This window comes from Pseudomonas sp. P5_A12, from assembly GCF_056400685.1.
Genome location: NZ_JBFUKU010000290.1, coordinates 1 through 10,852, shown reverse-complemented (window position 1 = coordinate 10,852; position 10,852 = coordinate 1). Strand labels below are relative to the sequence as shown.

Annotated in this window: 10 protein-coding genes and 1 pseudogene; 3 read left to right on the top strand and 8 right to left on the bottom strand. The window is 57.0% G+C overall.

Annotated elements, in window-relative coordinates; all coding sequences use genetic code 11:
- Nucleotides 1-74: 74 nt before the first annotated feature.
- The 8 genes and pseudogenes from AC1DSG_RS25745 to AC1DSG_RS25710 all read right to left on the bottom strand — a co-directional run bounded on the left by AC1DSG_RS25745 (nucleotide 75) and on the right by AC1DSG_RS25710 (nucleotide 7,597).
- Nucleotides 75-242: a rubredoxin gene (locus AC1DSG_RS25745; protein WP_477793403.1), complete on the bottom strand. Its 168-nt coding sequence runs from the start codon at nucleotides 240-242 to the stop codon at nucleotides 75-77.
- A gap of 47 nt (nucleotides 243-289) precedes the next feature.
- Nucleotides 290-1,102: an iron-containing redox enzyme family protein gene (locus tag AC1DSG_RS25740; RefSeq protein WP_477793402.1), complete on the bottom strand. Its 813-nt coding sequence runs from the start codon at nucleotides 1,100-1,102 to the stop codon at nucleotides 290-292.
- Between the two features lie 367 nt (nucleotides 1,103-1,469).
- A complete protein-coding gene (locus AC1DSG_RS25735; protein ID WP_477793401.1) occupies nucleotides 1,470-1,742 on the bottom strand; it encodes a hypothetical protein in 273 nt (90 codons plus the stop codon).
- A 144-nt stretch (nucleotides 1,743-1,886) separates the two neighbouring features.
- Nucleotides 1,887-2,333, bottom strand: a complete 447-nt coding sequence (locus tag AC1DSG_RS25730; RefSeq protein ID WP_477793404.1) for an NUDIX hydrolase — start codon at nucleotides 2,331-2,333, stop codon at nucleotides 1,887-1,889.
- 114 nt (nucleotides 2,334-2,447) lie between these two features.
- A complete protein-coding gene (locus tag AC1DSG_RS25725) occupies nucleotides 2,448-2,996 on the bottom strand; it encodes a cupin domain-containing protein (RefSeq protein ID WP_007946335.1) in 549 nt (182 codons plus the stop codon).
- A 414-nt stretch (nucleotides 2,997-3,410) separates the two neighbouring features.
- Nucleotides 3,411-4,422: pseudogene (locus AC1DSG_RS25720) on the bottom strand (NAD(P)/FAD-dependent oxidoreductase).
- 56 nt (nucleotides 4,423-4,478) lie between these two features.
- The gene (locus AC1DSG_RS25715) at nucleotides 4,479-5,969 is read right to left on the bottom strand and encodes an aldehyde dehydrogenase (protein ID WP_477793400.1); all 1,491 of its coding nucleotides are present in this window, start codon (nucleotides 5,967-5,969) and stop codon (nucleotides 4,479-4,481) included.
- 251 nt (nucleotides 5,970-6,220) lie between these two features.
- Complete coding sequence (locus AC1DSG_RS25710) at nucleotides 6,221-7,597, bottom strand: glutamine synthetase family protein (RefSeq protein WP_477793399.1); 1,377 nt, start codon at nucleotides 7,595-7,597, stop codon at nucleotides 6,221-6,223.
- 284 nt (nucleotides 7,598-7,881) lie between these two features.
- Between AC1DSG_RS25710 and AC1DSG_RS25705 the strand changes: the two genes are divergently transcribed.
- The 3 genes from AC1DSG_RS25705 to AC1DSG_RS25695 form a co-directional block, all read left to right on the top strand.
- Nucleotides 7,882-8,643, top strand: coding sequence for a gamma-glutamyl-gamma-aminobutyrate hydrolase family protein (locus AC1DSG_RS25705; RefSeq protein WP_477793398.1), 762 nt, complete (start codon nucleotides 7,882-7,884; stop codon nucleotides 8,641-8,643).
- Between the two features lie 367 nt (nucleotides 8,644-9,010).
- Entirely contained in the window at nucleotides 9,011-10,153 is a 1,143-nt protein-coding gene (gene potA / locus AC1DSG_RS25700; protein WP_477793397.1) for a polyamine ABC transporter ATP-binding protein, read from the top strand.
- Nucleotides 10,150-10,852, top strand: a 703-nt coding sequence (locus tag AC1DSG_RS25695) for an ABC transporter permease subunit (protein WP_477793396.1), incomplete at its 3' end; no start/stop codon positions are given. The genes potA and AC1DSG_RS25695, both read left to right, overlap by 4 nt.

The following is a 10,852-nucleotide window of genomic DNA, read 5'->3' as shown; positions in this document are numbered from 1 at the left end:
ATAATTAAGGCAATCGGCCCGAATGAAATCGAAAGCACCATCGAAAATAACAGAGACTGCTGAAAATCCTGCACTTACTTTCCGACTTCCTTGAACATTTTTTTCTTCGCGCGACAATGGGGACATTTAAAGTCTTCAGCCAAATCTTCCCATTTAGTTCCTGGCTCAATATTCTCCAGTGGCTCACCGTCGCTTTCAGAATAGGTGTAATGACAGAGTTGGCACTCATACTCTTTTGACATAACTAATCCCTGTTAAGAAAGCGGGCCGTAGGCCCGCCTAAAACTTACTAAATGGATGCACTCAAGCGCTTGTTCAAAGCGGCAAACATTTGCTCAAATCCATCCATGAAAGCCATCGCCCCTCGCAAAGCTTGCGGACCGATGTTTTCATTTTTCTCCAGATAGGAAACAAGTATGTCCCGCCCGGTTGCCACGTGCATGGGTTCCACATCGCAATGAATTGCAAAAAATGCCAGTACCGGATCGTCCTGATCCTTCAGACCATATTCACTGGCGTACTTCTGGAAGCCCTCAAGAAAGTACTGAAACTCCCGGGATGAGGTCATTTCTGACGCAAGATGAAAGCCTAAAGCTTCTCCAAGGAACTCAGAACGGTACATTCGATGAGTGTTATTACCCATCGCGACGCCTTCCGGCAAAACGTGCTTCGGATCAAAAAGATCTGCGTCAGAGAGACCTAAATGGGACGTAAGCTCTTTGAACATTTGATGATGGGTTGGCAGCATGTGTTTGCTGTGTTGATGCAATCCGTATTCATCTACCGAAGCGTAGAGAATATGTGCCGCTTTGGCCGTGCCGTTCCAGGTATCTTCTTTGATCCACTCATCAGTGACCCTGGCGGCCAATGCAATAATACCGGCGGGTACGTCCTTGAAGAATGCCCACACAGTTCCGAAGAACATCGCTAATCCTTCATGATCCAGGGGATTAGCCGCCAGAATCTGGCCGAATCGATCAAGCTCCTGAATTGCCCTATGTCGAACGATGGATGAGGCGATATTATTGTAAGTGGCATCGTATTTGGTATCGCGTAACGCTTGTTCATTTGCCCTTACATTGAACGCTTCCTGAATGCTCATCAGACTCTCCGTTTATTCCTTGATTTTATTTTTATCTATCCCTATTGCGCTATCCTGCGCCGGAGAAATATTCAACCCCACAAAAAAAATGTCAACAGTTTTTTCTAAAAAAATGTAATGCCTTGGATGCCCGTGTTGCACACTTTTGTCTGAATCGAGCGAGCTAGAGCCTCTCACTCACAAAGAAAGCTGAACCCGACAATTAGAAATTTCTGGTAACTAACCATTACAAATTGCACGTAAAAATATTCAACCAACTAAAAATGCTCAGCACACTAATGTGAGCAACAAAAAAATGCCCATATCTCACGACACAGGCATTTTCTTCATCCGAGCAACTAATAGCCGTACTGGCTCAACCAAAAAACTAACTTCCGCCACTGCTACTGCTGCTACCTTGCGGCCCACTCGCCTTGGTGCCAGCCGCTGCCGGGCCGTTATCGGTTGTCCCGCCGTCTGCGCCTTTGGGAAGCGAAGCCGCATCAGGATCAGCATTAGTGGGTTTAGGTGCGGGATCGCGAGTCTCGGTCTTGCCATCGGTAGAGGTCCCTGCCGGTGTTGTGTCCGCTGCGACGGCGTACAGCGAACCGCCCGACAGAATCGCTGCGAGCGTCAGGACCACAATTTTTGGATTCATCATTTTGATTCTTCCTGAGTGTTGGGATAACACAACATTGGAAGAATGGCGGATGAAATCGTGCTAAGAGGCGGACGAGCGGTGGTGGCTGGCCGCTTTTCACCTGTGTGCATCTAAATAGATCTGTCACCTTTTTGATGCAGAGTTTCAGGCAATCGCGACTGTTTTCTTCAGCAATTCATACAGCCCATCAGGAACCAATGGCGCATCATCAGTAAAGCCTTCCCACGCAAGCCACTTCGCAGTGAAGGTTGCGCCATCGGTTTCTTGACCGTCCAAGTGCGGTAACGCATAGACGCTGGCATCCACAAACTTCGCATCGTAAACCTGCACAATTTCGTGTCCCGGCTTGCCGGCGTACGTAAAGATGTTTTCAAGCGTACCCAGCAAGCGGACATCAGTGATGGCCAAACCAAGCTCTTCCTGAGCTTCGCGGACAATGGCGTCGGAGCTGGTTTCGCCGAATTCGATACCGCCGCCGATCGGGCGGAAGAATGGGCGGTTTTTGATGGGGTCGTGGGCTTCGCTGAGCAGTATCTTGCCATCATGATGGAAGATGCAAAGTGCGAGGGGGCGGATGCGGTGTGTGGTCATTAGGTGAAGTCCATTTTCTTTGAAAAACGCTGAATCAGCTGCTTCCATTTAACATTGGTGTTGGATGCGGACGCAGCCTTCGGCAGCTGCTACAGGGGTGCGTCCGTTTTTGGGTTAGAAGTTTGCGGGAGTGTTGGCACTGATGATTTCCGCTTCGTCCTGCCCAATATTGCGAAACTTGTGCGGCAGGGTTGTCGGGAAGTAGTAGCCGTCGCCCGCGTTGAGCACGCTGATTTGGCCGTCCACGGTCAGCTCAACCGTGCCCCGAGTCACCAGCCCACACTCCTCCCCTTCCGAGTGCACAATCGGCTCTTCCCCCGAACTCGCCCCTGGCGCGTATTGCTCGCGCAACAAGCGCATCTGCCGGCTCGGCACCGAAGCGCCAATCAGCAGCAACCGCAGCCCATGACGGCCGAGATCCGGCTGCTCGTTGGCGCGGAACACGTATTGATGCTCACGCGGAGGTTGGTCAAAGGTAAAGAAGTCCGCCAGAGACATGGGAATGCCTTCGAGCAGTTTTTTCAGGGAGCTGACGGAGGGACTGACGCGATTCTGTTCGATCAGGGAGATGGTGGCATTGGTGACGCCGCTACGCCGGGCCAGCTCGCGCTGGGACAGTTTGTAGCTTTCGCGTACTAATTTGAGTCGTGAGCCCGTGTCCATGACAGCCTTATGCGAGAAAAACTTAAGGGTTATGGGGGTGGATGGCGGGCGACTTTTGGCCGCGAAGATACCGCTTCCCTGTCCCGGAGATTTGAAAGGCGGGTATTAAATCACGTTTGGGGGTGTTGCTCAGCAGGTTCGATAACTGGTTAGTGAAATAGCCGAAGGTGCTCATGGCAGACCTTTTAGCGATGTGAGTTTTGGGGGTGTCAGGTGGCATTGAGGGCGGCTGATATGCCGCCATCGCGAGCAGGCTCRCTCCCACATTTGTTCCGGGGTGTGGCTGAGTTTGTGTGCACCGCCAATCCCCTGTGGGAGTGAGCCTGCTCGCGATAGCGGTGTGCCAGCCACATCAAAAGTGACTGACATGGCCTCATCGCGAGCAGGCTCRCTCCCACAGGGATTGCATCAGGCTTAGATCCCGAAACGGTCGCGCAGCGCATAGTACGCGGCGCCCATGGCGGTGAGCGGGGCCTGGAAGGTGCGGCCGCCGATCATTGGCATGTGCGGGAGCGAGGCGAATGCATCGAAGCGTTCGGCGTCGCCGCGGATCATTTCCGAGATGAGTTTGCCGGCCAGGTGCGAGCAGGTGACGCCGTGGCCGCTGTAGCCTTGCATGTAGTAGGCGTTCTTCTCGATGCGGCCGAATTGGGGCATGCGCGACATGGTCAGCAGGAAGTTGCCGGTCCAGCGGTAGTCGATCTTCACGTCCTTGAGTTGCGGGAAGGTCTTGAGGATTTTCGGTTTGATCAGTTGTTCGATGTCATCTGGTTCGCGCGCGCCGTAGACCACGCCACCGCCGTATAGCAGGCGGTTGTCAGCGGTGAGGCGGTAGTAATCCAGCAAGTAGTTGCAGTCTTCGACGCAGTAGTTGTTTTTGATCAGGCTGCGCGCAACCTTTTCCGACAACGGCTCGGTGACGACGATTTGCGAGCCGCACGGCATGCTTTTGCTGGTCACGCGATTGTCGAGGCCCTGCGGCAGGTAGGCGTTACCGGCGATCAGCWGGTACTTGGCGCGGACCACGCCTTTGGCGGTGCGCACGGTGATCGGTTCGCCGTAGGTGATTTCCACCGCCGCTGACTGTTCGTAGATTTTGCCGCCCAGGCCGATGATGGCCGAGGCTTCGCCGAGGGCCAGGTTCAGCGGGTGGATGTGGCCGCCCTGCATGTCCAGCAGGCCGCCGACGTAAGCCTCGGAACCGACTTCGCGCTTGATGTCCGCCGCGTCGAGCATTGTCAGGTTCTTGTTGCCGTAGCGCTCCCAGCTGTTCTTTTGCTCCGCCAGACCTTTGAGTTGCTTCTTGTTCGATGATGCAGACGTCGCAGTCCACCGCTTGTTCGAGCACCGGGAAGTCACCGGTGAAGTTGCGGGTGGCAGCGTAGTAGCTGTTTACGTGGGTTTGTTTCACAGAATCTTGTTTCATGGCTTTCTCCGATGGCCACCGGCAGCGAGCCGGCGACCGTCGCTTTTTTATAGGTATTAGAGCTTGATCCAGGTCGCTTTGAGTTCGGTGTATTTGTCGAACGCGTGCAGCGATTTGTCCCGACCGTTACCCGACTGCTTGTACCCGCCGAACGGCGCGGTCATGTCGCCACCGTCGTACTGGTTGACCCAGACACTGCCGGCGCGCAAACCGCGAGCGAAGGTGTGGGCCTTGCTCAGGTTGCTGGTCCAGACGCCAGCGGCCAGGCCGAAGATGCTGTCGTTGGCGATGGCCAAGGCTTCTTCAGCGGTGTCGAAGGTGATCAGCGACAGCACCGGGCCGAAAATTTCTTCGCGGGCGATGGTCATGGCGTTGGTCACGCCGTCGAAAATCGCCGGTTCCACGTACAGGCCACCGGTGCTTTCGAGGGTGCGGCTGCCGCCGGCGATCAGTTGCGCGCCCTGGTCTTTGCCGACCTGGATGTAGCGCAACACGTTGTCCAGTTGACGCTGATCGACGACTGCGCCGACGGTGGTTTCCGGGTCCAGAGCGTGCCCCGGTTTCCACGCTTGCAACGCCTCCACCAGCAGCGGAATGAACTGCTCGCGAATCGAACGTTCCACCAGCAACCGCGATCCGGCGGTGCAGACTTCGCCCTGGTTGAAGGCAATCGCACCGGCCGCCGCTTGTGCGGCCGCGCACAAATCCGGCGCATCGGCGAACACCACGTTCGGGCTCTTGCCGCCGGCTTCGAGCCACACGCGTTTCATGTTGCTTTGCCCGGCATAGATCATCAGTTGCTTGGCAATCGCGGTCGAGCCGGTGAAGGCCAGCACGTCGACATCCATGTGCAACGCCAGCGCCTTGCCAACGGTGTGACCGTAGCCCGGCAGCACGTTGAACACGCCTTTGGGGATGCCGGCGTCCAGGGCCAACTGCGCAATGCGAATGGCTGTGAGCGGCGACTTTTCCGATGGCTTGAGGATGAACGAGTTACCGGCGGCCAGCGCCGGGGCGAACTTCCAGCTGGCCATGATCAACGGGAAGTTCCACGGCACGATGGCAGCGACCACACCGGCAGGTTCGCGAGTGATGAGGCCGAGTTGGTCGTGCGGGGTGGCGGCGACTTCGTCGTAGATCTTGTCGATGGCTTCGGCGCTCCAGCGGATCGCGTTGGCAGTCGCTGGAATGTCGATGTTCATCGAGTCGTTGATCGGCTTGCCCATGTCGAGGGTTTCGAGCAGGGCGAGTTCTTCCTGGTTGGCCAGGATCAGGTCGGCGAAGCGAATCAGGATGCGCTTGCGCTCGGCCGGAGCGAGGTTGGCCCAGATGCCGGATTCAAACGTGCGGCGCGCGACGGCGACGGCTGCATTGGCGTCGGCTTCGTCGGTGCTGGCGACGTTGGCCAGGAAGCGGCCGTCGACCGGGCTCATGCATTCAAAGGTGTCGCCGCTGAGTGCCGGGCAGTACTGGCCGTCGATGAATGCACGGCCTTCGAGTGTTAGGGACTGGAAGCGTTGTTCCCAGTCGCTGCGAGTGTTTGTCATGGTTGTGACTCGACGCAGAGGAATAAGTAGTCGTTGGATTAAAGCCAGTCAGTGAAGAAGTCTCAGCCGTAGCGCGTTCTTTTGTAGCAGCTGGCGTAGCCTGCGTTCGGCTGCGCAGCAGTCGTGAAATCAGGCGATGTGGTGCTTCAGGAAGGCCCAGCGCTCAGCTTTTACGACTGCTKCGCAGCCGAACGCAGGCTWCKCCAGCTGCTACAGGTTTCGTTGCCGCCTAACTGACTGGTATCAGGTCATCAGACGGTGTGCAGATACCAGTTGTACTCAAGGTCGGAGATGGAGTTCTCGAACTCGGCCAGCTCGCTTTCCTTGCACGCCACGAACACGTCGATGTACAGCGGGTCGATGTATTTGGCCATGACTTCGCTGTCGTCCAGCTCGCGAAGGGCATCGCGCAGGTTGTTCGGCAGGCTCTGCTCGTTTTGCTCGTAGCTGTTGCCTTCCACCGGGGCGCCCGGCTCGATCTGATTGGTCAAACCGTGGTGAATACCGGCCAGCACCGAAGCCATCAGCAGGTACGGGTTGGCGTCGGCACCRGCGACTCGATGTTCGATACGCACCGCGTCCGGCGAACCGGTCGGCACACGCACGGCTACGGTGCGGTTGTCGATGCCCCAGCTTGGCGAGTTCGGCACATAGAACTGCGCGCCGAAACGACGGTACGAGTTGACGTTCGGGCACAGGAACGCCATCTGCGCCGGCAGGGTCTCGAGCACACCGCCGATCGCGTGTCGCAGCGCGGCGTTCTGCTCGGGATCCTCGCTGGCAAAGATGTTGTTGCCTTCTTTGTCGAGAATCGAAATGTGCACGTGCAAACCGTTGCCCGCCTGACCCGGATACGGCTTGGCCATAAACGTGGTGTCCATCTCGTGGTCGTAGGCGATGTTCTTCACCAGACGCTTGAGCAACACCGCGTAGTCGCAGGCCTTGATCGGGTCGTTGACGTGATGCAGGTTCACTTCAAACTGCGCCGGGGCGCTTTCCTTGACGATGGCGTCGGCAGGAATGCCCTGCTCTTTCGCGCCTTCGAGGATGTCTTGCAGGCAATCGACGTATTCGTCGAGGTCGTCGATCAGGTACACCTGGGTCGACATCGGACGCTTGCCCGATACCGGCGAACGAGGCGATTGCGGACGACCGTTCACGTTGTCCTGGTCGATCAGGTAGAACTCGAGTTCGAACGCGGCGCAGATGGTCAGGCCCATGTCATCGAACTTGCTCACCACCTGACGCAKCACTTCGCGAGGGTCAGCGAAGAACGGCTGGCCTTCGAGTTCGTGCATGGTCATTAACAGTTGCGCGGTCGGGCGCTTCTGCCATGGCTCGATGCTCAGCGTATTAGGGATCGGAAAGCAGATCCGGTCAGAGTCGCCGATGTCCAGACCCAGGCCGGTGCTTTCCACCGTAGAACCGTTGATGTCCAGAGCAAACAGGGACGCCGGCAGGTTAATGCCTTTTTCGTAGACCTTATGAAGACTGGTGCGCTCGATGCGCTTGCCGCGCACCACGCCGTTCATATCCGCAATCAGAAGGTCGACGTACAAAACCTCAGGATATTTCTTAAGGAATGCGTTTGCTTCGTTGAGTTGAACGGCACGCAGAGGGACCGACATGATGCACCTATTTTTTAGCTGTTAATTATTATGTTCACTACCTTGTTGCTGACCCAGTCAACCCGAACGGCAAAGTGAAGTCAATAGCGAACACTTGAGCCTTCAACCTTTATTTTTGGGCCTTTCAGGGGGACGAGAGTGCCAATTCAGTCTTGAGCACCACGTAAACACTGGAGACCGGACGTGCGGCGTTTAGAATTTTTTACATGAGAGTTGTTAATTAAAATCAACAAGGCTAAGCTCCGGAAAAGCTCGTTCAAGTGTGAAACTTCGAGGTGATAAAAATGGCATTCAAGCCATTGATCGGCGTTACTGCATGCGTCAAACAGATTGGCCTGCACCCCTACCACGTCAGCGGCGACAAGTACTTGCGTGCTGTCAGCGTCGCGGCTTTGGGGCTGCCTGTGGTCATCCCTTCCCTGGGCGAACTGACTGAAATCGACGATGTGCTCGCGCATCTCGACGGTCTGCTGCTGACCGGCTCCCCCTCGAATGTGGAGCCTTTCCACTATCAAGGCCCGGCCAGCGCTCCCGGCACGGATCACGATCCGGCGCGGGACGCCACGACCCTTCCTTTATTACGTGCGGCCATTGCGGCCGGCGTGCCGGTGCTCGGCATCTGCCGGGGCTTTCAGGAAATGAACGTGGCGTTTGGTGGCAGCCTGCATCAGAAGGTCCACGAACTGCCGGGCATGCTCGATCACCGCGAAGCGGACAGTCCGGAGCTGGCGGTGCAATACGCACCGGCCCATGCGGTAACGGTGCAAGCGGGCGGCGTGTTCGAAGCCCTGGAGTTGCCGGTGGAGTTCAGGGTCAATTCGATTCACAGTCAGGGCATCGACAGACTCGCTCCTGGCCTGCGTGCCGAAGCGATTGCGCCGGACGGTTTGATCGAGGCGATCTCGGTGGAGCACAGCCCGACGTTTGCCGTCGGTGTGCAATGGCACCCGGAATGGCAGGTTTTAACCAATCCTCCTTATTTGAGTATTTTCCAGGCGTTCGGCGATGCATGCCGGCGACGAGCCGCGCTGCGTAAAACCCGCTGACTTAATACACAAACAACTTTTACTGCCCCCGCGAGCCAGACGGGCGTGCCTTTGCGCGCCCGCCCCTCGCGACAGCAACACACTGCGATAACAACAAGTACTACCAGGCAGCCAGGACGGCGGCGCCGAATAAGCCCGGTTAGGGTGAGGCCAGTTAAGCCAGCGAAATACCCTTGTGGGAGCGAGCCTGCTCGCGAAGGCGGCGGCACAGTCAACATTGATGCTGTCTGACACACCGCYTTCGCGAGCAGGCTCGCTCCCACAGGCGACCAGCGCTGAACCTTCTGGCATCACTCCACAGGGCTTGCACACAATTATTAAGTCAGGCCGCGTTGGCCCGACGACTGAAACCTGTTGGGAGTTTCACATGRCAAACGCCTCCAGCATTTACAGGAAGGCTCTTGAAGGTCACCAGACATCGAAGAAGGTGTTGGTGAAGGTCGACCGAGTCACCAAGAAGTTCGACGAAACCACCGCTGTGGACGATGTCTCGCTCGAGATTCATCAAGGCGAAATCTTCGCTCTGCTCGGTGGTTCCGGCTCTGGCAAATCGACCCTGCTGCGCATGCTCGCAGGCTTCGAGCGCCCGACCGATGGCCGGATTTTTCTCGACGGTGTGGACATCACCGATATGCCGCCGTACGAGCGGCCGATCAACATGATGTTCCAGTCGTACGCCTTGTTCCCGCACATGACCGTGGCACAGAACATTGCCTTCGGCCTCAAGCAGGACCGTTTGCCCGCCAGCGAAATCGACGCCCGCGTTGAAGAAATGCTGCGCCTGGTGCACATGACCCAGTACGCCAAACGCAAACCGCATCAACTGTCCGGCGGGCAGCGTCAGCGTGTGGCCCTGGCTCGCTCCCTGGCCAAGCGTCCAAAGCTGTTGCTGCTCGACGAACCGATGGGTGCGCTGGATAAAAAGCTGCGTTCGCAGATGCAGCTTGAGCTGGTGGAAATCATCGAGCGCGTCGGCGTGACGTGCGTGATGGTGACCCACGACCAGGAAGAGGCCATGACCATGGCCCAGCGCATCGCGATCATGCACCTGGGCTGGATCGCGCAGATCGGCAGCCCGGTCGACATCTATGAAGCACCGGTCAGCCGCATGGTCTGCGAGTTCATCGGCAACGTGAACGCCTTCGACGGCACCGTGGTGGAAGACCTTGAAGGTCACGCGATCATCCACAGCCCGGACCTGGAACAGAAGATCTACGTCGGTCACGGTGTCAGCACGTCGGTGCAGGACAAGTCGATCACCTACGCGATCCGCCCGGAAAAAATGCTGGTCAGCACGGTCAAGCCCGAGAACCGCTACAACTGGTCCCAAGGCAAAGTGCATGACATCGCCTACCTCGGCGGTCACTCGGTGTTCTACGTCCAGTTGCCAAGCGGCAAAGTCGTGCAGTCGTTCATGGCCAACGCCGAACGCCGTGGCGCGCGTCCGACCTGGGACGACACCGTCTACGTGTGGTGGGAAGACGACAGCGGCGTGGTACTGCGCTCATGAAAACACTCAATCAGCAGTTCATGCGGCTGATGCCGAGTGGTCGAAAGCTCGTCATCGGGATTCCTTTCCTGTGGCTGTGCCTGTTTTTCCTGTTGCCGTTCTTCCTGGTGATGAAGATCAGCTTCTCGGAAGCGGCGCTGGCCATTCCTCCTTACTCGGAGATCTACACCTACGCCGAACAGAAGTTTCAGCTGTTCCTCAACGTCGGCAACTACCTGTTGCTGACCGACGATGAGCTGTACCTCTCGGCCTACCTCGGTTCGTTGAAGGTCGCGTTTTTCAGCACGCTGATGTGCCTGGTGATCGGTTTCCCGATGGCCTACGCCATTACCAAGGCCAACAAGGAAACGCAAAACGTCCTGATGTTGTTGATCATGATGCCGACCTGGACCGCGATCCTGATCCGCGTGTATGCGTGGATGGGCATCCTCAGCAACAACGGTCTGCTCAATGCGTTTCTGATGTGGACCGGGCTGACCGATCACCCGATCGAGATCCTCAACACCAACACCGCCGTGTACATCGGTGTGGTTTACGCCTACTTGCCGTTCATGGTGTTGCCGCTATATGCCAACCTGGTCAAGCACGATCAAAGCCTGCTGGAAGCGGCTTCGGATCTGGGTTCGAGCAACTTCAACAACTTCTGGAAAATCACCGTGCCGCTGGCCAAGAACGGCATCATCGCAGGCTGCATGCTGG